At 56.4% G+C, this 24,222-nt stretch carries 20 protein-coding genes and 1 pseudogene; 6 read left to right on the forward strand and 15 right to left on the reverse strand.

Annotated features, from left to right (window positions below):
- The 5 genes from K290_RS0129180 to K290_RS0129200 all read right to left on the reverse strand — a co-directional run bounded on the left by K290_RS0129180 (window position 1) and on the right by K290_RS0129200 (window position 5,201).
- Window positions 1–1,185: a M20 family metallopeptidase gene (locus K290_RS0129180; RefSeq protein WP_004128884.1), complete on the reverse strand. Its 1,185-nt coding sequence runs from the start codon at window positions 1,183–1,185 to the stop codon at window positions 1–3.
- Between the two features lie 141 nt (window positions 1,186–1,326).
- On the reverse strand, window positions 1,327–1,794 hold the full coding sequence (locus tag K290_RS0129185) for an Lrp/AsnC family transcriptional regulator (RefSeq protein WP_004128880.1): 468 nt from the start codon (window positions 1,792–1,794) through the stop codon (window positions 1,327–1,329).
- 181 nt (window positions 1,795–1,975) lie between these two features.
- Window positions 1,976–3,154, reverse strand: coding sequence for a M24 family metallopeptidase (locus K290_RS0129190; protein ID WP_004128877.1), 1,179 nt, complete (start codon window positions 3,152–3,154; stop codon window positions 1,976–1,978).
- Window positions 3,155–3,326: 172 nt separating this feature from the next.
- Window positions 3,327–3,803, reverse strand: coding sequence for a carboxymuconolactone decarboxylase family protein (locus K290_RS0129195; protein ID WP_240535548.1), 477 nt, complete (start codon window positions 3,801–3,803; stop codon window positions 3,327–3,329).
- Between the two features lie 72 nt (window positions 3,804–3,875).
- On the reverse strand, window positions 3,876–5,201 hold the full coding sequence (locus K290_RS0129200) for an aspartate aminotransferase family protein (RefSeq protein WP_004128870.1): 1,326 nt from the start codon (window positions 5,199–5,201) through the stop codon (window positions 3,876–3,878).
- A 234-nt stretch (window positions 5,202–5,435) separates the two neighbouring features.
- On the opposite strand from K290_RS0129200, the gene K290_RS0129205 reads away from it, so the two are divergent.
- Window positions 5,436–6,320 carry a MurR/RpiR family transcriptional regulator gene (locus tag K290_RS0129205; protein WP_004128868.1) on the forward strand — a complete coding sequence of 295 codons (885 nt, stop codon included), beginning with the start codon at window positions 5,436–5,438 and terminating at the stop codon, window positions 6,318–6,320.
- Window positions 6,321–6,701: 381 nt separating this feature from the next.
- Here K290_RS0129205 and K290_RS0129210 read toward each other — a convergent pair whose 3' ends face one another.
- From K290_RS0129210 to K290_RS0129220, 3 genes are all read right to left on the reverse strand, one after another.
- Window positions 6,702–8,474, reverse strand: coding sequence for an ABC transporter permease subunit (locus tag K290_RS0129210; protein ID WP_004128865.1), 1,773 nt, complete (start codon window positions 8,472–8,474; stop codon window positions 6,702–6,704).
- A gap of 18 nt (window positions 8,475–8,492) precedes the next feature.
- A complete protein-coding gene (locus K290_RS0129215) occupies window positions 8,493–9,587 on the reverse strand; it encodes an ABC transporter ATP-binding protein (RefSeq protein ID WP_004128856.1) in 1,095 nt (364 codons plus the stop codon).
- 137 nt (window positions 9,588–9,724) lie between these two features.
- Window positions 9,725–10,828 carry an ABC transporter substrate-binding protein gene (locus K290_RS0129220; RefSeq protein WP_004128854.1) on the reverse strand — a complete coding sequence of 368 codons (1,104 nt, stop codon included), beginning with the start codon at window positions 10,826–10,828 and terminating at the stop codon, window positions 9,725–9,727.
- 547 nt (window positions 10,829–11,375) lie between these two features.
- Here K290_RS0129220 and K290_RS0129225 point away from each other — a divergent pair.
- A complete protein-coding gene (locus K290_RS0129225; protein ID WP_004128852.1) occupies window positions 11,376–12,566 on the forward strand; it encodes a M24 family metallopeptidase in 1,191 nt (396 codons plus the stop codon).
- Between the two features lie 251 nt (window positions 12,567–12,817).
- The gene (locus K290_RS0129230; protein ID WP_004128850.1) at window positions 12,818–14,599 is read left to right on the forward strand and encodes a CocE/NonD family hydrolase; all 1,782 of its coding nucleotides are present in this window, start codon (window positions 12,818–12,820) and stop codon (window positions 14,597–14,599) included.
- A gap of 273 nt (window positions 14,600–14,872) precedes the next feature.
- Here the strand turns inward: K290_RS0129230 and K290_RS0129235 are convergent, their stop codons facing one another.
- Entirely contained in the window at window positions 14,873–15,367 is a 495-nt protein-coding gene (locus K290_RS0129235) for a hypothetical protein (RefSeq protein ID WP_015342013.1), read from the reverse strand.
- A 165-nt stretch (window positions 15,368–15,532) separates the two neighbouring features.
- Window positions 15,533–16,579 carry a C45 family autoproteolytic acyltransferase/hydrolase gene (locus K290_RS0129240; RefSeq protein WP_004128849.1) on the reverse strand — a complete coding sequence of 349 codons (1,047 nt, stop codon included), beginning with the start codon at window positions 16,577–16,579 and terminating at the stop codon, window positions 15,533–15,535.
- A gap of 613 nt (window positions 16,580–17,192) precedes the next feature.
- On the opposite strand from K290_RS0129240, the gene K290_RS0129245 reads away from it, so the two are divergent.
- Both K290_RS0129245 and proB read left to right on the forward strand, forming a co-directional pair.
- On the forward strand, window positions 17,193–18,476 hold the full coding sequence (locus K290_RS0129245) for an ATP-grasp domain-containing protein (RefSeq protein WP_004128847.1): 1,284 nt from the start codon (window positions 17,193–17,195) through the stop codon (window positions 18,474–18,476).
- A 78-nt stretch (window positions 18,477–18,554) separates the two neighbouring features.
- Complete coding sequence (gene proB / locus K290_RS0129250) at window positions 18,555–19,400, forward strand: glutamate 5-kinase (RefSeq protein WP_004128845.1); 846 nt, start codon at window positions 18,555–18,557, stop codon at window positions 19,398–19,400.
- A 72-nt stretch (window positions 19,401–19,472) separates the two neighbouring features.
- Here proB and K290_RS0129255 read toward each other — a convergent pair whose 3' ends face one another.
- Complete coding sequence (locus tag K290_RS0129255; protein WP_028755035.1) at window positions 19,473–19,661, reverse strand: hypothetical protein; 189 nt, start codon at window positions 19,659–19,661, stop codon at window positions 19,473–19,475.
- A gap of 203 nt (window positions 19,662–19,864) precedes the next feature.
- Here K290_RS0129255 and K290_RS0129260 point away from each other — a divergent pair, with 203 nt between their 5' ends.
- Window positions 19,865–21,007: a KamA family radical SAM protein gene (locus tag K290_RS0129260; RefSeq protein WP_004128843.1), complete on the forward strand. Its 1,143-nt coding sequence runs from the start codon at window positions 19,865–19,867 to the stop codon at window positions 21,005–21,007.
- Window positions 21,008–21,194: 187 nt separating this feature from the next.
- Here K290_RS0129260 and K290_RS36650 read toward each other — a convergent pair.
- The 4 genes and pseudogenes from K290_RS36650 to tnpA form a co-directional block, all read right to left on the reverse strand.
- Window positions 21,195–21,644 (reverse strand): annotated as a pseudogene (locus K290_RS36650) (transposase); the annotation flags it as partial.
- Between the two features lie 56 nt (window positions 21,645–21,700).
- The gene (gene tnpC / locus K290_RS0129270; RefSeq protein WP_004121999.1) at window positions 21,701–23,296 is read right to left on the reverse strand and encodes an IS66 family transposase; all 1,596 of its coding nucleotides are present in this window, start codon (window positions 23,294–23,296) and stop codon (window positions 21,701–21,703) included.
- Window positions 23,297–23,350: 54 nt separating this feature from the next.
- A complete protein-coding gene (tnpB, locus tag K290_RS0129275) occupies window positions 23,351–23,704 on the reverse strand; it encodes an IS66 family insertion sequence element accessory protein TnpB (RefSeq protein ID WP_004121998.1) in 354 nt (117 codons plus the stop codon).
- Window positions 23,685–24,140, reverse strand: a complete 456-nt coding sequence (tnpA, locus tag K290_RS0129280) for an IS66-like element accessory protein TnpA (protein ID WP_004121997.1) — start codon at window positions 24,138–24,140, stop codon at window positions 23,685–23,687. The genes tnpB and tnpA overlap by 20 nt, the downstream gene beginning before the upstream one ends.
- Window positions 24,141–24,222 lie beyond the last annotated feature (82 nt).

Genomic DNA, 24,222 nt, shown 5'->3' on the forward strand with positions numbered 1-24,222 from the left:
TTACGCGCTTTGAAAGAGTTCCCAGCAGTAGCGGATCGCCAGCTCGGTTGTCGGGACGAGAGTCTGGTCGGACACCCCGAACGTCGGCGTATGGACGCCGGATTCGTTTCCCGGCTCCTTGCTGCCGAACCAGAAATAGATTGACGGGATGCAGCCGGAGTAAAAACCAAAGTCATCGCTGCCGGAGCTTGCCGAACCCTCGATATATTTGTCCTCGCCATCGGACTGCACGACGATCTGCTTGAATCGCTCGACCATTGAGTTGTCGTTGACCACAGGAGGCTCGCCCGCGTGTGAGCTAAATTCGGCCCGGCCTCGATGGATCGCAGCAACGCCCTCGGCAATTTCGCGCACCCGTTGAACCAGCAACTTTCTCCTCTCGGGACTGCTCGTCCGGATCGTTCCGGTCATTGTGACCGAAGGGCAGATTATGTTCGTCGCTTCCCCGCCGTGGATCGTGCCGATCGTAACGACAGCGCCATCGTCAACCGGCATTTCGCGCGACACCACCTTCTGAACTTCGTTGATGAAGGCGCCTGCTATCGCGATCGCGTCCACGCCCAAGTGAGGCTTGGCGCCGTGTGCCATCGTCCCGATAAATTCGAGCGAGAACTGATCCGCTGACTTTGTTACGGCGCCCGCACGGGCGCCATAGGAGCCGGCTGGAATGTCAGTGCGGACATGAAATCCCACTGCGGCGTCGAACCCGTCTAGCAAGTTTTCTTCAACGACAGTCCGGCCGCCAAGTGGTTCTGCTTCTTCAGCGGGTTGAAAGAACACTCGCAGCCTGCCTGAGAAATTTTCGCGCATGCGATGGAAAGCGAGCGCCGTTCCCAAGGCGATTGAGCCATGCATGTCATGACCGCACGCATGCATGACGCCTGGCACTTGCGACCGATACGGCAGGTCGTCGCGGGCTTCCTGAATGGGAAGCGCGTCGATGTCTCCGCGCATCGCGATCGAACGATTTGCGCCTGGGGCCAAGCCCTGGATATCGACATAGACACCGGTCTTGTGAAACGTCTTTGCTTCGGTCAGGCCGAAGGCGGCCAAGGTCTCGATAATCCGCTTCTGGGTCTTCCACTCGTTGTTGGAAAGTTCGGGCTCGCGATGCATGGCGTGCCGCATCTCGACGACTGCGTTACGCTCGACCTCGGAGAGGAAGTTGTTGGTAGGCATGTTCATGGTGGTCTCCTGGTCTAGTCGTCATGGTGTCTGTTGTTGCACCTAGCAGCGGAGCTGCGCGGCCCGTCGATTCGAATGCACATCACGCAGGGTCCCTGCATAAATGGAGGTGACACTGGATCCGTCGCTGCGACATCATCACTACACCTCGAGCGGGATAGCGAAGCTGGCCTTGAGACGGTCCATCACAACCATGGTCTTGAAGCCTTTGATATCTGCGTTTTCATAGAAAAACCGGCGCGTGAAGTGCTCGTAGTCCTGCATATCTTTCGCGGTAATCACGAGCATGAAGTCGGCATCTCCCGTTACGTAGAAACCCATCATCACCTCACGCGTATTTCGTATCGCAGCCTTGAATCGATCGACGATGTCGGCCCTTTCCCGTTCAAGGGACACCATGACGATCATGGTGATGTGTCGTCCGACTGCTTTGGGCGAGACGATGGAAACGTCTCCCTCGATGACGCCCTCGTTGCGCAACCTTCTCAAACGCCGTTGGCACGCCGTCGGCGAGAGGTGGACCATCCCCGCGAGTTCTTCAGAGGTCAGCCGGTTGTTTTTCTGAACGGCTTGGAGAAGCGCAATGTCGGCGCGATCGAGTTCAACCATCACCTACCTCCCCGAAAGAAGAACCTGGGGAGCCCGCGCGGAGGCCTGCAGCGCCGATGCGACCTGGCATAGGCCGGTTGCTTCGACGTTCCCGGCGCAGATACTCGTCCGAACTGGTTAGGCCATTTCGGAAACGAAGCAGACATGCTGGAACCAGACGAGTATGCACCGGATACAGTCTCTATTTGACGAAGAGCTTGCGCGGCGTCTTCGTCAGGGGCTCGTAACCCGTTTCGGAGACCGCAAAGCTCTGTGTGATCGTGATCCCGACATTGTCGAGCCACAGGCCAGGCATCATGTGGAACACCATACCCGGCTTGAGTACGGTTTCGTCGCCCTTGCGAATGCTTGCCGTTCGTTCGCCTGAGGCCGGAGGGAACCCAATGCCGGTCGGATAACCAATGCGAGACTCTTTCTCGATCCCGTGGCGGGCAAGCGCCTTGCGGAAGTCGGCATCGACCTGCGAGCAGGTGCGACCGGGCCGAACTGCTTCCAGCCCGGCATTCAAGGCCTCAACAGCGATTTCCGACAGGTTCAGGAAAGCGGATGAAGGCTGGCCGACGACGATCGTGCGCGCCAGGTTGACCTGGTAGCGATGCCGGCAACCGTTCAGTTCCAGGTTGACAACGGTGGACTCCGGCAGGGGGTCGTCCGTCCAGGCGGCATGCGGCGCGATTGAGCGTTCGCCAATGCACAAATCGGGGGGGCAACAAGGATAGTCGCCACCGAACTCGGGCGTGCCCGAAATCTGCTGGTGATAGATCGCAGCAGCAATATCGCACTCACGGACCCCGGCTTGCACCATATCGATGACGCGCGTCATGGCGGCATCCGCAAGCTGGCCAGCTTGATGCATAATGGCCACCTCGGCTGGGCTCTTTACGAGCCGGATCCATCCAACAAGAAGATCGGCGTCGACGAACTCTGCATTCGGCAAGGCTCGCGTGAGATCTGCGTGGCCGCGGGCCGGATAGTAATATCCCCCCATCTCGACGCCGATACGCGCCTTTTCCCCTCCGAGCTCCTTCACGATATCGGCCATGAAAGTATAGGCCGACAGCGTTGCCGATTGAACATAGGTGTCGGGATAGGCTCGGATATTGTCCTCGGCCAGATAGGTGGTCATGGAAGCCGAAACACGGTCCATGAAACGGCCGATCCAAATCGGTTCTGCGTGGTCTTGCGCCACAATCACCATTTGCGGTGTGTAGAAGGAATACGCATTATAGCCGGTAAGGTAGTTCTGGTTCGGCGGTTCTGAGAGGAGGAGGATGTCAATCTCTCTCTTCGCCATTTCCTTTTTAACGGCTGCTAGACGGGTCTGGAATTCTCCCAGTGCGAAGTGCAATTCTTTTATCATTCTTGATCTCCCATTCGGCCGCGGCTGCCGCGCCAATATTTCCCCGTCTGTCAGGGGGCAAAGCGGGCCGTCGTTATCCCTGTATTGATCGGCTCCTGATCGGCTCCACGCTTGAACCTGCAGCCTAAGGGCACGGCTGGATCGGAAGGCCGAACTCTCGTTTTTTGCTCCATCAGATTGGGTGTTCAGCCATCTCGTCGACAACGTCTTGGTCGATCGGCGTGTCGAAAGTCATCAATATGAAACCGAGCACCGAATAGAAGCCGACGGTCGCCATAAGGTCGAACACGGCTTGCCGACCTATGCTCGCAGCAATAGCTTGCTCGAGATGCGAAGGCAGACGTGCGCCGTCAAATAGCGCGTCGACAGCACCGGCAAGTACGCCCTCTTCGCCATCGGGAGTTCCAGCCATACTCCGGATTCGCGCATCGGAAATACCAAGAGCGCGAGCGCGGCTTACATGGTGGGACCACTCATAGGCGGAGCCCATACGATGTGCCGCGCGCAAAATCACGAGCTCGGACCGGACCGGACCTAACGCACTATCTTTTACGATATGCTGCCGCAGCGGAGCCCACGCTCTCAGCAGCGCGGGATGATGAGCCATGGTGCGATAGACGTTCAGCGCGCCGGCAAAGCCCGTTTTCATGTCCGCGATTTCCGCGGGCCAGTTTTCATCAGCGATAGGCGGACAGGACGATGTTGTCATTTCGCGAGAACCTCAGTCTACTACTGCGGCGCGGATGGCGTCGGAAAGCCGTTCGACAATCAAATCGATTTCTTCAGGCTGAATGATGTAGGGTGGTGCTAGCAGCACGTGGTCGCCCTGCGCGCCGTCGATCGTACCGCCCATTGGGTAGCACATAAGGCCTCTGCGCATGGCTTCCTTCTTGATGCGGGAATGCATCTTGCGGGCCGGATCGAAAGGTTGCTTGGTGTCTTTGTCGGCCACGATCTCGACGCCGCGGAAAAGACCACGACCGCGGATGTCGCCGACATAGGGTGATTGTCCAAGTGCCTCATCGAGCCCGGCCTGGAGGCGCTTGCCCATCCGGATGACGTTTGCCATCATGTCCGCGCGCGTGATTATTTCAACCACCTTACTGGCTGCCGCTGCTGCGATCGGATGTCCGATATAGGTATGTCCATGCTGAAACAGACCCGACCCGTCGGCGAACGCACGGTAGATCTTTTCGGAGAGCAATACCGCTCCGATCGGCTGAAAGCCGCCGCCCAGTCCCTTCGCAATCGTGACCAGATCCGCGACAATGCCCTCCTGCTCCATAGCGAAGATTGTGCCGGTACGCCCCATTCCGCACATGACCTCGTCGAGGATCAGCAAGATGCCATACTTGTCGCACACCTGCCGAACCCGCTTGAAATAGTCCGAAACCGGGCCAACGGCACCCAGCGTCGCACCGACCACCGGCTCGGCGACGAAGGCCATGACCTTGTCCGCGCCAAGTTCAAGAACCTTGTCTTCCAGTTCCGCAGCAAGACGCTCGGCATAAGCCTCCGGCGTTTCGCCCACCTGCAGGTCGCGGTAGGCATAGCAAGGAGAAACATGATGCGTTTCAGGCAAGATCGGCTTGAACTGGGCACGGCGCCAGGCATTGCCGCCTGTTGCCAAGGCACCGATCGTATTGCCGTGATAGCTTTGCCGACGTGCGATGATGTGGCGCCGCTGCGGCTGCCCGACTTCGACAAAATACTGGCGCGCCATTTTGAGAGCGGCCTCGACAGCTTCCGAACCGCCAGACACCAGATAGACATAATCGAGGCCTTCGGGCGCAAGTTCAACCAATTGCTCGGCAAGCCGCTCGGCGACGTCGGTCGTGAAGAACGACGTATGGGCGTAGCTGATCCGACCCATCTGTAGCTTCATTGCGTCAAGAACTTCTGGATGATTGTGCCCGAGGCAACTGACGGCGGCGCCCCCCGACCCATCCAGGTAGCTCCTGCCCTCGCTATCCACGACGTAGATGCCCTCCCCCGCGACCGCGGTTGGCAGAGTTGTTCCGATCGTTCGATGGAGAATTTTTGTCATGGTCATCTCGGGGTGCTTATCCGTCCGGCTTTCGAACGTTTCCATCCATTGATTTGCAGGTTTTGGCGAAATATGCAACAACTGTTTTATAAATCACGTTTTGATGCATTTGTTTTCCCGCTCTCAAGTCAGAATTTTTGGAGCGGTTGTGATGTGAGATAGCCGACGGCTGTTTGACTTTTTAGTTCCCGAGAGAGATGGTCCAGGTGAATTATGACATCGTATGTGAGGCAAATGTTGCAAAAAGGCCCATTACACGCTCGGATCATCGAGCGATTCGACGACATGTCCGAGCAGTTGCAGCAAGCGGCTCGACACATATTGGAACATCCGCAGGAGGTGGCGCTCGTTTCGATGCGCGAACTCGCGCGGAATGCCGGTGTTCAGCCATCGACAATGACGAGGCTGGCGAAGTTTCTTGAATTCTCCGGGTATGAAGATTTCCGAGAGCAACACGCCGACGTCATCAGGGTGAGCGCCGACGGATTTGCGGCCAGGGCTTTACAAAGAGAAGAAGGGGCGGCGAATGGTGAGGGCTTGGCTTATAGGATGCTCCAAGGTCTCTCCGCGCAGATCGATCGGCTCCGCGACCCTGATACGATTTCGCGTTTGGATACAATGGCGGAGCACCTGGCAAAAGCGAGGCGGATTTTCGTGCTCGGCTTGCGTTCGTGCCACTCGGTCGCGTGGCATTTCCACTACGTCATGACATTGCTCGGCGAAAAGACTGTCCACTTGGATGGTCCGGCTGGAACAAGCGGCGACCCCCTCATCCGCGCAACTCATGAGGACGTGCTTTTGGCGATTTCCATCAACCCCTATTCGCTTCAGACGCTTGAGCTTGCCGAGGCCGCCCGTGAGAAGGGACTGTCCATCCTGGCGATCACCGACAGCGAAGTGTCTCCCCTGGTGACGATCGCAGAGCACGTTGTCTTCTTTCCGACTGAAAGCCAAACATTCTTTCACACGCTGGCGCCAGCGCTGGCCGTCTCTGAAGTTCTATGTGGTCTACTGGCGAGCCGAGATCGTGCGGCGGCCTTGAAAGAGTTGAAGCTAGCCGATCGCCATCTTTCTGCAATGAACACGTATGCGACGTCCATTCCGCGACGAAAGATTTAGCGACGTTTACGAGGCCGGCTACTCGCGCCAACGGCGCCTCCTGACCTTGCAACCGGAATTGAAGTTATTCGCACATCAGTCGATGTCCGATGAGTGGACCTGATGGTTGCCGCGGAATTGTCCCGCAAAGAACGGACTGACAGCAAATAGGGAACGCGCCGTCACCCGAGGGATGACCGTCTAATGCGTCAATGAAACCAGAGCTTGCCTAGAAAGTCCGTCGTGACCGGCTTCGGCTTTGAGCACAAGCGATTGATGAGCTCCATTGCGCAGTAAATGCGCCGGGCAGTCTTCGAGCCAGGAGCCCGCCCCAGAGTTCGCTCTGGGACAGGCAGTCAGTTTCACGGCTGCGAGTTACGGAGCCGGCATGAGTATGATGACTCAGGTCGCGGCGACCGGAGCACTCTTCAACGCCCCTCTTCCGCGCCAAAGCGTGAAATAAAGCGCAACCAGCCAGACGATTGGCAACATTGTCAGCAAAGCGCCAACGGCAGCGATCGTCGGGTCAAGTTGCTGCTTCAGGTTTTCCAGCATTTTCAATGGCAATGTCGGGATCGCATAGCCACTGACAAACGACGTGATGATGACCTCGTCGAAGGAAGCCAAGAACGCGAAGAGCGCGCCGCCGATGATACCAGAGCGGATTAACGGGAGAGTAACCCGCATGAACGTCTGGGTCGGCCCGGCGCGCATGCTCATTGCCGCCTGTTCCAGCCTCCTGTCGAATCCTGCGAGTGTCGCAAGGACGATGACAACGACATAGCCGATGGCTCCGATCGTCTGGCCCAGGATGATCCCGGTGTTCGTTCCAACCAATCCTAGTTTGGCCAGCCCGGTATAGACAGCAACACCAACAACAATGATTGGGAAGGTAATCGGCGTCAGGATCACCATGGTTAGACCCGAGCGCAAGCGCGACGAGCACCGGCTGAGGCCAAACGCTGCCAATGTGCCGACTATGGTCGATACCACGCTGACAATTACGCCGAATTGGAAGCTGTTCCACAATGCGCCGATCCACGAGGGGTCGTTGAAGAACGAATAGTACCATCTGAGCGAAACAGCCTTAGGTGGGAACTCGAGGAACTCCCCTGCATTTAACGAGACGATGATCACGATGAAACCGGGCGCCAATAGATAGATGACAACGACGGCAAGGAATGCTGCCCCCGCAATCTTGGACCACGGGGTTTCCCGCTGCGCTTGATGGAGCTTTGCTGCCCAGCGTCGCGCCCGATACGGGACGAGAAACTCGTTGAGATAGCGGGATGCCTTGTCGAATGAAGGCAGTTTACGTCGTCGGGCGTTCTGCTCGCTTGAAGCAGGCTGTCCATGCGCGCCGGCGAGATTGACGCCCGCTACGGAAAGAACCGCGAGCGCCATCGCCAACAATATAAAGGCTGCCGCGGCGGTCGCCGCAATGTTCAACGATGTTGTAAGCTGCGAATTGATGAGGGTTGAAAGCATGGTGTCGCCCAAGCCGCCCAATGCTTGTGGCGTGATGTAAAAGCCCAGGCAAACAACAAAAACCAATATGCAGCCGCTTCGAACGCCCGGGATACTAAGAGGTACGAAGACCCGGAGAAAGGCGGTGAACGGCTTTGCGCCCATGCTGCGAGCGGCTGCCATCAAGGAAGTATCAATGCTCATCATCACGCTGACAATCGGCAAAATCATCATGGGCAACATGATATGCACCATGCCAACATAAACAGCGAAACGATTATAGATGAGAGACAAAGGGCTATCGATTATGCCCGAATTGAGCAACACGCGGTTGATCAATCCACTATCACCCAAGACGACAGTCCATGCGTAGGTCCGAACCAGAGCACTCGTCAGCCAAGGTAGGAAGACAAGCACCAGGAGGATTGGTCTTGCACGGCCGGCGATCGTAATCAAATAAGCCGTCGGGTAGCCGATGATCAAACAAAGTGCCGTGGCTATGAAGCTGATCTTGAAGGTCTGAATCAGGATCAGGACAAATGAGCGCTGTTCGAAAAAAGCGATATAATTCGCAAAAGACAGATTTGGCGCATTGAGGCTGGTCGCGAAAAGAAGGAGCATGGGTATGCCGAAAATCGCAAACAGCACAGCGAACGCTGGCAAAGTTAGCAACATCGGCGTGGACCGGATTCTCTGAAGTGTTGTCATGGATGCTGTCCTTCCGCTTTACGCAGCGACAAACCGGATGTCGGATCGAAGCCAATCAAGGCGAACCTCTTCGCCCGGACGGAAGACTTGCTGGCCCGATGCCACATGTTCGCGCGCGATCAGCGTCGCATTCCCAACCCGCACCCGGTACTTCCTCAAGGGTCCAGCATAGATCATATCGTCCACGATCCCCGAGACGGACTGTCTGTGGTCCGCATCTGCGCGCCTTGCTGCTGAAGGCACACTGACGCAAATGCGCTCCGGCCGAAGCATCGATACCATACCGGAAGAAGGAACAACGTCCGATTCAATCTTGAAATCAACGCTTTCGAGGATATTTGCTTCACCCAGGAAGTTGGCGACAAAGCGCGTTTTGGGGCGATCGTACAAGGCCTCCGGTGTATCGATCTGCTCGATTTGACCGGCGCGCATGACAACGATGCGGTCCGAAAGCGTGAGTGCTTCTTCTTGATCGTGGGTGACGCAGATGGTCGTTTTCCCAAACTCCTTGTGCAGCTCTTTGATTTCCACTTGCATCTGCTCGCGCAGATTTCGATCGAGCGCGCCCAGCGGTTCGTCCAGCAGCAAAATCGGTGGATCTGCAATCAAGGCGCGCGCGACGGCCACGCGTTGTTGCTGGCCCCCACTCAATTGTGATGGCATGCGCTCGCCAAACTCACCCAGGCGAACACGCTCAAGCATTCTTTTGACCCGCGACGCTCTGTCAGAGGCCTTGATGCCGCGCATTTCGAGCGGGAACTCCAAGTTGTGATGCACCGTAAGGTGCGGGAAAAGTGCATAGCTCTGGAAGACAATGCCTTGGTCGCGGCGGTAAGACGGGACTTCGGACACGGACTTGCCGGAAATGAGGATGTCTCCTCCGGTAGGGGTCGTGAAGCCGGCGAGCAGCATCAATGCTGTCGTTTTGCCAGAACCGCTCGGTCCAAGAATCGTAAGGAACTCGCCGCGCGAAACAGAAAGGGAGATATCCTTAACCGCAGCAACGGCCCCATAGATCTTGGAAACATTGCGAAATTCGATTTGAGCGGTATCCGGAAGCTTCTGCAACACTTCGTCCTCGGCAGGAAGATGATTTTTCAGATTCAAGTTCATTACGATACTCCAGCAGGACTGATGAGCAACTTTGGCATGCAGTCCCGTAAGGCAGGTAGTGGGAAGAGGTGGCGCTAACCTTTGACGGCCCGCGCCGACTGGACGAGCGCCACCGATAGATCGTTGGGGACAGAGGATTACTGAAGAATCCACTCATTCCAACGCTGCACAAGCCGCTCCTTGTTCGACTTTCCGTCCGATCCAACCTCGGCATACCATTTGGCGTTCATAGCGAAGCTGATCGCCTCGTAGTCGGGATGCGACGCAAGTTTTCGGGCGACATCGTCAGGAATCAATTTGAAGGCGTTCTTGTTCGTTGGGCCCTGCGCGATAAGCTTTGCAAACTCGGCCTGTCGGTCCGGGCGGCTTGTCAGCGCAATAAATTTTTGAGCATTTTCGGCATTCGGACTGCCCTTCGGGATGCACCAATAGTCCGTTGTCAGTTTCGCCTGGTTGCGGTTGATCTCGATTGGCCCACCTTCATCAATAAGGGTAAGTGCGCGCGCGTCATAGGACTGCACGATGTCGGCGATGTTGTCTCGCATGATCTGAAGAATTTCCGACCCGCTCGTCCACCATTTGCGAATGTGCGGCTTGATCTTGTCCAAGCTTGCAAACACGCGGTCGATATCCATCGGGTAGAGCTTGTCCATCGGAACGCCATCCGCGAGCAATGCTTCTTCCCAAGGCCCACTTCCGTATTCGCCGGTATTGATGGAGCGAACGCCAGGGAACTTCTTGACGTCCCAGAATTCCGCCCAGGTGGTCGGCCGGGGCTTTCCTGCCGGGAACTTCTTCGTGTTCCAGACCATATTCACCGAGTATACGTACGAAGCAAAGCCGTTCGGTTGCCTCCAGTTTTCTGCGATTGCTTCCAGGTCTTCCTTCTTCCAGATGGAATAATCGATCTTTTCGAGGTAGCCCTTGGCAGTAAGCGGATCGACATTGGTTTGACCAAGGTTGACGACGTCGGCCGAAACGTTTTTGGTATCGACCATCATCGCAATCTGTGTCGATGAGAAGTCCGCATTGACGCGCGTCACCTTGACTCCGGTCTCGGCCTCAAAGGACTCGACGTAAGCCTTCATCACCGCATCGCCCCAGTTGCCGCCGCTCATGTTGACTTTGAGCTCGCCGGTGGAGGCGGCCGTTGCACGGCCGGCCGCGGAAGCCAACGCGCCTACCGCAATTGCGGTCGAAGTAGCCTGCATGAACCGCCGGCGATTTATCAGAATGCTCATTTCGTTCTCCCTCTGTTAATTCCTTGCTCATGGCGCACGGGGATCTCACTTCATCAGTGTACGGCGAACACGACGCCGGCGATGTCAGACCAAAGCACGCGGTTCCTGCGTTTCCACTCGGTCCCGCATTCACCAAGACGGTGGCGCATAAACGATTGCAGTGTTCAGGCAGCAGCCTCCTCGACCGCTACCATCAATGTCCTAACGCAACACGATAAGGAATGCAACAAATGTTTTATAACGCTCAATATGCATCAAGCGTATTATTGATATCTGAGCCTTTGGTCGCCTCAGTTTACCATCTGCCGAACACTGCTGCCGACGCCAGCCCTACGGGAGCGCCTGCAGGCTCTGGACTTCCGGGACGTGGTTTTTAACCGTACCTGATTCAAATGGATCATTGACACAATAGCGACTCATATGTTTCATTCGGTTCCAAAGAGGCCGATTCATCCGCGTAAGCGCGGTCGCTGATCGGCATCATTTCACTCTGCGAACCGCCGGTCGAAGACACCAGGTAAGCTTTCAGGAAAAGAGAAGAGGTCAGATGGCATACTTGGGCAATAATGTGCGTGAGTATCGGTACAAGCTACTAAATGAACTGATGGATCGCGAGAACCTGGATGCTGTCGCTTTCGCAAGCACAGAGTTCTTTCAGTTCGCGACCAACTTCCAGACGGATGTCACCACCTGGGAGCGGCCAATTCTCTGTGTCGTCCCGAGGAACGGCGCGCCGTTTGTTGTCCTCAATGAGCTTTCGACAAACAATTGGCGATATGCGCACGAAGACGGGCGTCTTTGGGTATCCGACACAAGCTTTTATGCGGAGCATCCAGTCCTCTCCAATCGAATGCATCTTGTGCATGAATGGCCGGAGATGGTTGCCGAAAAACTACGAAGTGCAGGTCTCGGGAGAGCTCGCATCGGGACCGATGTTGGTGGCGGTCCATTGCAGAAGGCGTTCGCGCTGCTACCTGAGGCCCGTCCTCTAATGAAGACGCAAGAGTTTCGAGCGCTTCGTTGGGTCAAGCATCCCGAAGAGATCGCACTCATGCGCGAGATAGCGAGCTTGACCGACTGGTTACAGGATCGCTACCGGGAGAGTATCCGTCCGGGTCGGCTCCTGATGGAATTGGATATGATGATGGGAGCCGAGTTAGCGCAGGAGGCCGCACGACGCTTTCCAGCGCAGGATGTTGCCTTGCTCGACCTGTGGTCGATCTCGGGTCCACCGTCGGCAGCTCCACACGGGGACGGCAAGCGATCCGGTGCGATCCTCGAAAAAGGACACGTGATGATCAACTTGATTATCCCCCGCATTAATGGAGTGGTCGTGGAGAATGAGCGGACCTGGTTCTGTGGCAAGCCGGATACCCGGCAGGAACGCTTCTTCGAGGTCGCGCTCGCTGCAAATGAAGCTGGAATTGAAGCCGCTGTGGCGGGTCGACCGGTGTCGGGAATTGATGCAGCAGCGCAGGCAATCATCGAAAAAGCGGGTTTTGGAAACTACATCATGCACCGGACAGGACACGGCATGGGCTTGTTGTGCCACGAGTACCCCGGAGACATGGCATTCAATCACCGTGCCTTGCTCGAAAACGAAGTTTATTCGGTCGAGCCCGGATTGTATGTTTATGGACTCGGCGGCTTCCGACAAGACGATACGGTCGTCATCGGGGAAAAGCCTGAAGTGCTGACACGGGCGTCTAAGGATCTAAGAAGCCAGACTGTTCTGTGACACTTCGTCCCGACAGAATCTAGTCGCGATCGCGATTTTGCCGCTTTGCCCTTTGGTCATCGCTCCGGTGGAGCGGTGGCACGCCCAGAGCCGCGAACGGCCTACCATAAAGCTGCTAGTGGGATCGCTTGGCTAACACGGTCGCGCCCCGCAATCCGCACCCTCCAGGCCGGCGCCCCTGCACTGGTAAGACAAATGCCGCAAAACACTACGTACTGAAACATATGTCGCACACTCACAGGAGCGTTTGCATGACCGATTCTCGCTTTCAGGCCCAGGCCGAGCCGAACGAAAATCCAGTATACCGCCTTGATCTCAGTGCCAAAGCTGCAGGCAGAGAGAAACTCGGCCCATTGGAATCGACGTATGTGTATGCGCACGAAGGTGTCAGGCTCGCTTTGGACGTGGTTCGTCCGATGGGCGATAGCGCGGATCATAAGCGCAACACCATCTTGGTTATGACCTGTTATGGGCGCGGAAAGAAGGGCGAGCCGTCCAATCAATATGCGGATTTGTTCGTTCCAGAAGGCTATGCGGTGGTGGTTGGAGATGTTCGCGGTACCGGCGCCTCGTTCGGCGTTTGGCCAGGTCACCGCTCGCGCGAAGAAATCCTCGACTTTAGTTACGTGTTAGACTGGATCGCTGCACAGCCTTGGTCGACGGGCAATGTGCTTGCGTACGGCGTGTCCTACACCGCCAACTCTGCAGACCTTATTGCTTCGAGAAATCATCCCGCCCTGAAAGGCATCGTGCCGCGCTATGTCGACTACGATATCTTTTTCGAAACCTATCCAGGAGGTGTTCCGAACCTTACCCTCGACAGGTGGAGTCAACTGGTTGAATCGTTGAACAGAGACGAAAATAGCGAGATCAATGCTGATCGCGCCTCAACTCTCCGTGCGGGAATTCGTCCGGTGGGAAGCCAAGCGGAGTTGACGGCCGCGCTGCAAGAACACGGCCGCGCGCCGTCATTCCAGCCGGTCGAGCAAACCACGTCCTTTGACGATTGGCTCAGCAAACGTTCTGGGTTCGATTTCTCTCCACAGGCGTCGGCTGACCTTATCTCGCAATCGGGGGTTCCGATTCAAAATTGGGGCAGTTGGTTCGATTCTGGGTCGCCCCTCGGGTCTATCCGGCGATTTCTACTCCAGTCGAACCCCATGAACATCATTCTTGGTCCGTGGAACCATGGCGGCCGCAAACCATATGACCCACTGCGTGCTGATGTTCAGGACTGCGCTCCGATCATGGCGGCGCAACACGCAAATGATATTCGATTCATTGATGCTTGTTTCACGGGCGAGGCTGCTCTGCAGGCCGATAAAGTCATTCACTACTACACGTGCGGCGAGGGATCCTGGAAGTCAACGCGCTCATGGCCAGTCCCGGCCGTCCGACAACGATGGCATATGGCAAGTGGCTCGCGCCTGAGCTCATCGCCGAGTGACACGGGCTACGACACTCTGCAGGTTGACCGTGAACTGGGGGACGTCCTCTCAAACAGATGGGACACCAATGGTGGCATTGGAACATGGGAAATCGATTATGGAGATCGGCGACAGTTCGATGCGGCTCGACTGGCCTATACGAGCGAACCGCTGCAGAATGATTTGGAGATCACCGGGCATCCAGTTGTGGATCTGAACATAACCTCAACCCGTGAAGACGGTATTTTCTTCGTCTATTTGGAAGCAGTTAAACCTGATGGGACCTCCTGCTACCTTACAGAAGGCCAGTTGCGTGCGCGTCATCGGAAAGTATGGACTGCCTCGCCTTTCGGCGCGCTCGGACCACAACAAAGCTATTTGGAAAGCGACGCCGAGCCGCTCACACCAGGAGAACCGACCAGATTGGCGTTTACACTGTTACCGATTTCGGCGCTCATACCAGCGGACTATAGCTTGAGGGTGTGTCTAGCGGGAAGCGAGAGCACGAGTTTCGCCAATGTACCCGCTGACGGAGAACCGCCGCAGCTCAAGTTGCATCGCGGTCCTCACGGTTGCTACATCGATTTACCCGTTGTTGAACGGTGAGGGCAGTCTTCATCTCCCATAAAGAGAGCGGCGTCGTTAATTCGGCGTCGCCTCCAGCAAAGTGATAGTTTCCGACCCGACTTGGGATAGTCTCATCTTCGCTCGAAGCGCCGCGGAGAGCTTTAGAATTCACTCTCGTGCGGGTGGAGCGCCGTCGGGCGAACTACCTACAAAAGTCCGCGCCGATACAGAATGCGGACCCAAACCGACCGGCCGTCAATGTAGATCATGCTGAGCGTCTGGCATACATCGACGCGTTTCGAGCCGTGCATTTCAGTTAGCAAGGAAAGAAGGCGCGAGAGCCTGCGCGTATAGGCCTGCGAGATCGCACATCTCGAGGGTATAATGTTCGGCAGCATCCAAGAGGTTGATCCAACCAATGACCTCGTTCCGCCAAACGACTGCGGTATTCAATACACCCACGAGGCCCATTTTGATCAATGTTTCGTGGTCGGCAAAGTAGCGCTTCATGTCTTCGCAATCTTTGCCCAGAAAGTGCCGACCAGCGCCGACACGCCTACTCCACTCGTCATCGGCGAGGGGCTTCGTTCCTCCGAGGGGACTGTAATTGAGGTCGGTCGAGTAGATCCGCCGCATAACGCCTGCGGCTCTATCAACCTTGAGGAGGGTAAAGAGCTTGTGGCCAAATTCCTCCTGGAAAGCGTTGTCTGCCAATGCCATTAAGGCTTCGGAATCCGACAGGCGGCCGGCGCGCTCGTGAAATACGACGAGCCGTTGATACTGATCGTCTCTGAGATGATAGCCCATATCTTTCCTTGCAACTTCGCAATGGGGTTTGTGGGATTTTTCACCTGGCCGGGCCTTGAACAGACCGGCTGCAGTTTTTTTGACGTGGCTGATCGCTGCCCAGACGCACCCGTGGGTTCGGTCCCCGGACGACGACGTCGCACCGCTCGGCGACTTGAGGCCGCATTAGACGACGCGCATTGTTCCGCTTAGTGCAGCTCGCTCGTCACGAGCCGCATGTATCCGCCACTCGATGCGGTCTGGAAAAAGCTCGAAAACACTCGTCGCGAGGGTCCGGGAGTCTTTCCAATCCTTGAAGATTAGAGTGGTCTCGTCAAACAGCACCGCTTCTGCTCCACCCGCCAACGCGCCTTCGCCGATCATTCGATCCGCCGCTGCTTGTCGGTCACGGGAGGAAGCGCCGATGGTCTGCTTCACCCCACTGAACTCGCTGGAGAGCAGATGGTTGGCATGCGCTCGCGGTTCAGCAACCTCTACCACGACGCAGCCTGAGGCCGGCGCTTCGACAGAGAGTACCTTGCGGGTCTTCGCATCGCCAAGAGTGTGATGGAATCCACACGAGCGGTCATTGCGCTTCAAAATGCCGACCGCTTCGTCCAAACTTTTAGCATCAAGAATGGCGCGGCAAAGAACCTGTCGGGGCACGCCAGGTTTTTGGTCGTTCGGGGTGATCGCGTTGATCGTCTGGACCAGGCCGGTCTCGTTCAGGCGGAAGGTACCGCCCGGCAGCATGCCCGCGGTCATAAAGCTGCTCCACGCCGGCCCCACATCGGGCTCAATCTCCACCCAGAAATTGGCACCCAGCGATTCGGGCTCGCCGTCCTCATTGTGGGCGATAACCGCCGGCCCATTGCATTCAGCTGGTATTAGGACAGTCGTGCAGCCCATTCCGGCAACAGCTTTTGCCGCGGAGGCGGCGTCTGGAATCTGCAGATCAGTCTGGCAATTCAATAGGAAGATGGTCTCGAAATCCTTGCCGGCACCTTCTGCGATACCCTCGATTTCGCGCACGTAGCGGGGATATGCCGCGCGGGCTGCAGCTTCCAAATTCTTCAAATATTCCGATCCGCGCCATCGAGCATCTAGAGCGCGAAATTGCTCCGTGCCAAGCCGATACTCGAGGAAGCTTGTGGCATTGGCCTTCCCGAGCGCACAACCAATCGAGAAGGCGTCGCCCTTGGCGTGCACACTGGTTATGAGGTTTTTTGTCATTGAGTTCTCTGCTTTCCGCTTACTGTCGGTATGTTTCGGAGAGACTGCTGGCGCTGCCGTCAGAAGTGGGAGAGCGTTTGGTTTTCAGGTCGTGGCTCCCCTTCCGCTGCCAGGCCGCTCAGCCAAATTCATTGCGGCGCGTCGAGGCTAAGTATCCTGCATAAATCATTTGATACAAATTAATGCTTTATGAGTCAATTGCTTCATTCTCCGACTGAAAAGCTGTGTCGGCCCCCGGCTCTACGGCGCTCTTGCTAGATCGCTGATGCAATACCCCGGCCAGCCAAGGCAACGAGAGGATCCCTGAAGCAATTACGATCACTCAAGGGTGCAAAGGTCTGAGCGGTCGTTATTGTGACGGTAGTACACGAGTATTCTTCGGACCGCGTGATTACCGATATCGCCAGTAGGCTGGGTGATGCTCCATTCCACCGTGCGCCGATCAAAACATCGCACACCTAGATCCGTCAAACAAAAAATTTACAAGATCTTTACGTCCGCAATTCGCTGAGGATGGTACGTTCACTGCAGATCTGTGGCCGGGCGTAGCTAGCAAGGTTGATGCGGATACGCTCGGACCGCCGCAAATCCCGCAACGGAGGGTCAGCAGTCAATGGCAAGAAGAGCGCTCATCCTGCTTGAAGGCAACGGACATGGTACTGGTGAGCAATATGTCCAAGCTGCCAAGAGTTTTGGCCTTCATCCAATTACCCTATCGACCGATCCAGCTCAGTACCCCTATCTCGCAGCGGGAGGTGTTGAAGCAATCCAAGTCGATACAGACAATCTCCATGCGCTGATCAACGAATGCTCTCGGCTGGGTAAGACCTACGAAATTGTTGGCATTACAAGCGCCGAGGAGAAGGTCTACGCGACCGCCGGAAAGCTCTGCCAGCAATTCGATTTACCGGGACCAAACCCCGCTTCGGTCGAACAATGTTGCGACAAATTCATTCAACGTCGCCTGCTCGCTGATGGAGGCGTTCCGATACCTGCTTATCGCCTGGCCACTAACGCGGCGGAGGTTGAAAGCTGTGCCGCGGAAATCGGCCTGCCAGTGGTGGTCAAGCCTGCGATCGGGGGTATCGGCGGCATCGGTGTTCGACTGTGCCGAAACGTCGCCGAGTTGGCCGAACATACGGCCCATCTTTTAGGTGGGAAGCATACATGGCGGTCTTCACCGAAGATCCTGGTCGAAGAATTCGCACAGGGCCCGTTCTATGAAGCCGACACGATGGGAAATGAGGTCATTGGGATTAGCGCCGCCGATTTCGATCATCCACCACATTTTCTCTTTCGTGAGAGCATCTTTCCGGCCCTGCTGACTAACGACGAGCACGAGCGAATCTCCGACGTGGCGCTGCGCTGTTTGGGAGCTCTGGGACTTGGGTGGGGGCCAACCAACATTGAATTGCGGTGGACGACGCGTGGCCCAGTTGTAATAGAAGTCAATCCGCGTATTGCGGGCGGAACCTATCCTCGGCGGGCTCATCTTGCTTATGGTGTCGATCTCGTAACCGAGCACATTAAGCTTGCCACCGGCGTGGAATGTGACTTACGCACCACGTATCTCCAGACTGCAGCCGTGCGATTCCTACTCCCTGATCGCGATGGCACCCTCAGTTGGATCGACGGCGACAGTCGGGCGGCTGCCGTGTCGGGCGTTGTAGAGGTCAAATTTTATGTTAAGCCTAAGACGCAGATAGTCAGGAAAGGTGACTACCGGGACCGCATAGGACATGTGATCGCCGCTTCATCCAGCTTTGCACAGACCAAGGCCATACTTCAGCATGCGGTCGGTCTAATCGATTGGTCGATCACGCCATTCTCTACCTCTGGCGAAGAAGAACACGCCGTGCCGTTAAACTCCTCCAGCAGCCTCAAAGGCTCTAGGTAAAGGGCAATTCGCAATGAATATTGAGTTGCCCAGTGTAGATTGCAGAGACGTGCGTTCCTTTTAGCGAGGCAACACTTGATGACCACGGCGCAATTAATTTCCGCTCACCGAATAATCGTGAAGATTGGCTCCGCACTAATTGCCGACGGAGAAACCGGAGACATTCGCGGTTCTTGGCTTGAAACGATGATAGAAGATGTGGTCCGATTTTTCTCACGTGGGCAGCAGGTGATCATCGTGACCTCCGGTGCTGTCGCGGTTGGGTCACGTCACTTCAATGAGTTTGACGTTCCTCTGAGAAGTGAAGAGCGACAAGCGGCTGCAGCCATCGGTCAAGTTCGACTCATGCTTGCCTTCGAACAGAGCTTAAAACGGTTTGGATTTGGACTCGGACAAATACTATTGATGGGCGAAGATCTACGCAACCCGCATCGCCGACTCAATGTTCTGTCAACTGTTCGACAAATCCTCAAAGTTGGCGCCGTTCCCGTTATCAATGAGAACGACACAACCGCAACTGCCGACACCCGTTTTGGCGACAATGATCGTTTGGCGGCCCAGCTCGCAGAGTTGGTGCAGGCTGACATAATTATTTTGCTTTCCAACATAGATGGCCTCTTCACGGAAGATCCACACGACAACCCGTCGGCCCGTTTGATCACAGAGGTGCGACGCATTACCCCCCAAATAGAGGCCATGGCCGGTCATTCCGTCTCTCGTCATAGTTCGGGTGGCATGCTGACGAAGTTGATGGCAGCAAGGATCGCCATGGATGCCGGGTGTTACATGATCATCGCGAAGGGAAACAAATCTTACCCGCTGTCGGCCATCGAGAACGGTGGCCCATCAACCTGGTTTATCCCGTTTGCAAGGGATAGGAGCGACCGCCACACTTGTGGCGACAACCTACCGCAGGCTCAATAATCGTCCTGCATTGCTGATTATTGGTAGCGCTCTTTTCAGTGCACGTTGTAAATCGTTTTGAAGAGCGGCGGCTTATGCTGGCTGGCTTTTGAAGTTGAAGGGCAGCAGATCCTCGATATTGGCATCGTCGGGGCGCCGCAGCAGCGGTGTCCAGCCAAGCCCCAGCCACGCGCGCCAAAAAATCAGCACGCCGCAAGACAAGCGCATGACAGCGGCGGCAACCACATCAGATGGTGCTTCGAAAAACAACGGCTCAATCATTCCTTACATTGGTCGTGTCAACTTGGGTCCATTTCTGTTCTGGCCCTGACACACTGAAGACCCTTGTATTCTGTGGACGCCTGCGTAACCTGACTTTGCGTCACTTTGACAGCAATCAGATCGTCGACGGCACATTGATTGCAGGTGCATAACGAAGAACCGTACGACAATTGCCTCTCGCCTTTTTTTATTAAGGGCTCTAGATGAAGACCACTCGAACTATCCAAGGTAAGACGACAAAATTAAAAGTGGCTCCGCTCATCAGTTCGGACCCGCTGTTGTCGTCCAAGATCATAAATTTCATTGAGGGGGCACGCGCAGTCACCCCCGCCGAGGTGGAAGCAAACAGCATCACGCGTTATCGTGTTACAAAATTCTATCGTGAACAGATCATCAACAGTGGTCATTATGATCAGCTTAAATTCATCGTCGAGCCCTCATTCGAAGAGTTCGACGGTCCCGGCACTCTGGATACCAGCGGAGAGCACGAAAACACGGTCGCGCCCGGGTTTCAGCACAAGTACGCGCAAACAGGATTGTTGCTTGCAACGGACCGCTGCGCTTCATACTGCCGTTATTGCTTCCGCAAACGCATTGTCGGCAAGGACTCAGATGAAATCGCAGCTGACCTTGGGCAGATTGCGCGATACATTGGAGGTCATCCTGAGATGACGAACGTCCTGATATCAGGAGGTGACCCGTTCGTGCTCAACACCGCCAGCCTCCATGAAATTCTTGATCATCTGCTGCCATTCCCACATCTGAATTCCATTCGTTTTGGCACAAAAATGCTCGCCTACGCGCCCCAAAGGTTTGAGGATCCTGCTCTAGTGGCCTTGTTCGAACGGATCCATGTAGCTGGAAAATCCGCAGTGATCGTTACGCATTTTGACCATATCGGCGAAATTTCGGCCGATGCGGAGCGAAGCATTCGGTCATTGCGGGCGCGTGGTACGCAGTTCCTAAACCAGTGCGTGCTTCTCGCGAAAGTCAACGATGACCCCGACATTTTGGCCGCGACCTTCGCCAAGTGTCACCATATGGGTGTCCGCCCATATTACCTATTTCAAGGCAGGCCGGTGAAAGGTGCATCGCATTTTCAGGTTCCACTGCGCCGCGGCCTGGAGATTTCGCATGGCATCAACCAACGCCTGAGCGGCATTCAAAAGACATTTAAATACATCATGTCGCATTACACTGGTAAGATCGAGATTCTCGACTTTGGAACTGATGGCCGCGTCTATATGCGATATCACCAAAACAAGGCTTCAGAAAAGATCGGAAAGATCTTTTCCCGGCCGAACCTCGAAGGCGCCTGCTGGTTGGACGATTTGCCCGAAGGATGAGATCTGAGGGCGCCAATGCAAACTACCAAATCATTCCCTGTGGAAGTACCGTGGACGGCGATGATGAACTCTCCCGCCGTGCGGCAGAACCAGTTTTTACGTTGAGATCTTCAGGAAGCATGCGCCGCTGGAGCAGAGACGCCAGGAGCATGACGGTGAGCAGGCATAAAAGGTCTCTGAATCACCTGAGCAGGCGCAAGAAGTTGTAGCCAACGGCAGCCAGAACGGCATCGACGGCATCTCCTTTTGTCCGGCGAGATAATTGCGATCCATCCGATGCTCGTTCTTGATGTGGCCGATGACGGGCTCGACGGCTGGCTCTCGTCGCATCTGTCGTTTGATGGCCGGCGTCACGCGGCGCTGTTGTGGCTTGTGAAGACCCGCAGCTTGTGACTCTCAGGTGAATTGTGGCCGCGATATCCGGCATCGGCCAGGTGCGGACAACTCGTTGCCGATCGTCTCCTCCATGTCGGGGATGATGGTCTCGAGGGTGCGCCCATAATAGGGGTTCCTGGCAGTGCCATGGCATGGAGGGCGAACTGGCCGCCTTTGGAGAGCGGTTCAGTATCGAGGCCACCGAGACTTGACGCCAAACTCGTAGGGCTTGTGCGCCTTGCCTTCGGATGCATTCGACTTCGTCGTAAGCGCTCATTTCCATGCGCGTTGACGCGGCCCGTTTGACCGGGGTCGCCGTCAGACGGCTGCCATTGGATCATGCAGCGGCGGTTTCAGCGTTTCAGCGAAGTTGAAGGGCAGCAGGTCGGTGATGTCGGCTTCGATGACACGCTGCGGTAATTCGGTAAGGACGTGACGCAGATAAGCCAAGGGTTCGATGCCGCAGGCGCGGCATGTCAGCATGAGGCTGTAGATGACGGCACTGGCCTTGGCTCCGTCCACGGTGTCGCTGAACAGCCAACTCTTTCTTCCCGTGGCAAAAATCCTGATGTCGCGCTCAAGCAAGTTGTTGTCGATCGGCATCCTGCCGTCTTCTGTATAGCGCGTCAGGTACTCCCATTGGTTCAGGGTGTAGGACACGGCATCGCCAAGCTTGGTATCGGGCAAGACCTTCGGCGCGATGTCGTCGAGCCATGCCTTGAGAGCGTTCAGGATGGGGACGCTGTGTTGCTGGCGGAAGCGGTGGATGCAGTGATCTCGCGTTTCGTCCTTATCCGGCTTCTCATTGCGCGCCTGGCTTTCAATCCGGTAGAGCTGCGCGAAGAACTTGAGCGCCTGCTCCGGCGGACCGCCGCCTTTCTTCCTTGCCTTGAGCGCGTCGACGAAGCGACGCCTGGAATGGGCCATACACCCAACATGGGTCGCGCCGTTCAATGTGCGCCAGGCGGTGTAGCCATCGCTCATCAAGATGCCGCGGTAGTCGCCGAGGAAGGCCTGCGGATAAATCTGGCCGCGGCCGGGTTGATAATCGAGCAGCACGATTGGCTCGCCGCTGTCTTCCCCGCTCCTGTATGCCCACATGAAGGATGTGCTGGTGGCTTCCTTGTCCTTTTCCTTCAAGACCTGGACCGTGGTCTCGTCACCATGGATGAGCGGCTGCGCCCTGAGCCGCAATTTCAGGGCGTCATAGATTCGGGAGAGATGCCTCTCGCTCGATCCGATCACCCAATGCCCGAGAGCGCCGCGGCTGACGGGAACACCGGCACGCTCGAAGGCCTGGGCCAGGCGGTAGAGCGGCGTGCCATCGACATATTTATGGACGAGCGCGAAGGCCAGTGTCGAGGCCGTGGCGATGCTGCCCGGCAAGGCCTGCGCGGGCATTGGCGCGAGAATGACAGGCGTGTTGATGCCGGTGCGGTCGCAATGGCGGCAGGCATACTTGAACCGCACATTCTGCAGGACCTTGGCCTTCACCTCGATATGGAGCTGCTCGGTGACCGCCTCACCCATGCGATGCATCTGGTGACGGCAGCAAGGGCAGGCCTTCTGATCGTGGGCAATGTCATATTCGACGCGCTCGCGCGGCAGGTGTTCCGGCAGGGGCTTGCGGCCACGCTTCTTGCCCTCCGGCCTTTCGGTCGATGGCAAGCCGGTGTCCGGCAGGTGGACGACCTCGCCATCTTCTCCGCTGGCGTCGTCATCGGCAACCTGCTCGGCTTCATCGAAGAGGCGGTCCACGTGCTTTTCGCTCTTCGGCGCAAAACGATGCAGCCGCGCCAGCACCAACTCTTCCTCGAGCTTGACCACGCGTTCCGTGAGCTGACGGTTTTCCGCCTGCAGCGCCGCAATGCGCGCCATCAACTCCTCAACAGTGGGTTCGCCGGGTCGGATCATCAGATTCTTGAATCTGAACCGTTTCGCCCCGTCAACCGCAGACGTTGCGAACTGTCAGCCGGCGATCTGGTATTGCCGAACCGGATGGCGGACCATCGCGTCGATATCAATGCCGTCGAGAATCCAGTGTAATTGCTCGGTCGTCAGCGTTACCACCATCATCTCCCGACGTGGCCACCGGAACCGGTCTTCCGACAATCGCTTCAGCACCATCACAAAACCGGACCGATCGAAGAACAGGAGCTTCATCCGGTCACGGCGGCGATTGCAAAAGGCAAAGACCGCAGGCGCAAACGGGTCCAGCGCCATAGTCTCCTGCACCAGGACCGCAAGGCTGTTGATGCCGGCGCGGAAGTCGATCGGTTCGCGATGCAGGTAGACCTTGAGATCAGCGCCCAGTCTGAACATGACCCAAAGCTCCGATGATTGTCCTCAAAGCATCAGCATCACCGGATTCCAGCGTCAGCTTCACGCCGTTTGGTAGCAACGCGCTTATTTTGGAAGAACCTGACAGATTGGCCTTCCCCAGTGACGCCGGTTGGTCTTCCCTAAACGCGACCGGCATCTCCAACGAGGAGGTCCCGACAGGCAGGCTGCAGTCTGCCGCGACGACCGGGATAAACCGCGAGCTTGCAGATCCCGCCGAGAAGCGAGCCTCCCTGGCATCCTTGACCCATTTGCGCAGTAGGTTGGCATTGATCCCATGCGTAAGCGCAAGGCCGGATATCGACACACCAGGCTCAAGGCAGGCCGCAACAAGCCGCTCCTTTGATCCCGGATCATAGCGGCGTCGCCCATCACGTCCCACCAACCGCACTCGCAGTTTCTGCTCTTCGTCACTCATATTTGGTGTCCACCTATTTTAAGTGGACACTTCATGCGGCAGAGAATTCAACGCGAAAAGGCGCAACGAAATGAGCGCTTAC

The organism is Rhizobium leucaenae USDA 9039, from assembly GCF_000426285.1.
Taxonomy (GTDB): domain Bacteria; phylum Pseudomonadota; class Alphaproteobacteria; order Rhizobiales; family Rhizobiaceae; genus Rhizobium; species Rhizobium leucaenae.

Coding starts and splice junctions, on each gene's coding strand:
- K290_RS0129245 (WP_004128847.1), top strand. CDS start 17,193: ATGGCAAGAAGAGCGCTCATCCTGCTTGAAGGCAACGGACATGGTACT.
- K290_RS0129230 (WP_004128850.1), top strand. CDS start 12,818: ATGACCGATTCTCGCTTTCAGGCCCAGGCCGAGCCGAACGAAAATCCA.
- tnpC (WP_004121999.1), bottom strand. CDS start 23,296: ATGATCCGACCCGGCGAACCCACTGTTGAGGAGTTGATGGCGCGCATT.
- K290_RS0129200 (WP_004128870.1), bottom strand. CDS start 5,201: ATGACAAAAATTCTCCATCGAACGATCGGAACAACTCTGCCAACCGCG.
- K290_RS0129235 (WP_015342013.1), bottom strand. CDS start 15,367: ATGGGCTATCATCTCAGAGACGATCAGTATCAACGGCTCGTCGTATTT.
- K290_RS0129205 (WP_004128868.1), top strand. CDS start 5,436: ATGTTGCAAAAAGGCCCATTACACGCTCGGATCATCGAGCGATTCGAC.
- tnpA (WP_004121997.1), bottom strand. CDS start 24,140: ATGAGTGACGAAGAGCAGAAACTGCGAGTGCGGTTGGTGGGACGTGAT.
- tnpB (WP_004121998.1), bottom strand. CDS start 23,704: ATGTTCAGACTGGGCGCTGATCTCAAGGTCTACCTGCATCGCGAACCG.
- K290_RS0129240 (WP_004128849.1), bottom strand. CDS start 16,579: ATGACAAAAAACCTCATAACCAGTGTGCACGCCAAGGGCGACGCCTTC.
- K290_RS0129255 (WP_028755035.1), bottom strand. CDS start 19,661: ATGATTGAGCCGTTGTTTTTCGAAGCACCATCTGATGTGGTTGCCGCC.
- K290_RS0129225 (WP_004128852.1), top strand. CDS start 11,376: ATGGCATACTTGGGCAATAATGTGCGTGAGTATCGGTACAAGCTACTA.
- K290_RS0129260 (WP_004128843.1), top strand. CDS start 19,865: ATGAAGACCACTCGAACTATCCAAGGTAAGACGACAAAATTAAAAGTG.
- K290_RS0129185 (WP_004128880.1), bottom strand. CDS start 1,794: ATGGTTGAACTCGATCGCGCCGACATTGCGCTTCTCCAAGCCGTTCAG.
- K290_RS0129210 (WP_004128865.1), bottom strand. CDS start 8,474: ATGACAACACTTCAGAGAATCCGGTCCACGCCGATGTTGCTAACTTTG.
- K290_RS0129195 (WP_240535548.1), bottom strand. CDS start 3,803: ATGAAAACGGGCTTTGCCGGCGCGCTGAACGTCTATCGCACCATGGCT.
- K290_RS0129180 (WP_004128884.1), bottom strand. CDS start 1,185: ATGAACATGCCTACCAACAACTTCCTCTCCGAGGTCGAGCGTAACGCA.
- K290_RS0129215 (WP_004128856.1), bottom strand. CDS start 9,587: ATGAACTTGAATCTGAAAAATCATCTTCCTGCCGAGGACGAAGTGTTG.
- proB (WP_004128845.1), top strand. CDS start 18,555: ATGACCACGGCGCAATTAATTTCCGCTCACCGAATAATCGTGAAGATT.
- K290_RS0129220 (WP_004128854.1), bottom strand. CDS start 10,828: ATGAGCATTCTGATAAATCGCCGGCGGTTCATGCAGGCTACTTCGACC.
- K290_RS0129190 (WP_004128877.1), bottom strand. CDS start 3,154: ATGATAAAAGAATTGCACTTCGCACTGGGAGAATTCCAGACCCGTCTA.